General features: G+C 65.9%; 1 protein-coding gene. It reads right to left on the bottom strand.

Annotation, left to right across the window (positions count from 1 at the left end; genetic code table 11):
- Positions 1 to 255, bottom strand: a 255-nt coding sequence (locus tag C7I85_RS31325; protein WP_106727679.1) for a hypothetical protein, incomplete at both ends; no start/stop codon positions are given.

Here is a 255-nt window from a genome sequence, read left to right as displayed (position 1 = left end):
CAGTGTGGCGGCTGCGTCCTGAACCGGCGCGCCACCACTTCGAAGATGATGTCCGAGATCCACATCGCGCAGGTGCCGATCAGGAAAGCCGAGGCGAGAATGGCCTGGGCGTCCTCGGCAGGCAGTGGCCAGCCGACAGCCTTGAGGTAATGGACCGTCGGCAGAGTCAGATAGGCGGCCGCCAGCGCCCCGCAGATGGGCGACAGGATCATCTCGCGCACCTTGAGCTTCTTGCGAGACAGCGCGCGCAGGACG

The organism is Pseudaminobacter soli (ex Li et al. 2025) (assembly GCF_003012705.1).
Lineage (GTDB): Bacteria > Pseudomonadota > Alphaproteobacteria > Rhizobiales > Rhizobiaceae > Pseudaminobacter > Pseudaminobacter soli.
The sequence above is the reverse complement of the archived record's forward strand: the minus strand, read 5'-3'. Positions and strand labels throughout refer to the sequence as shown.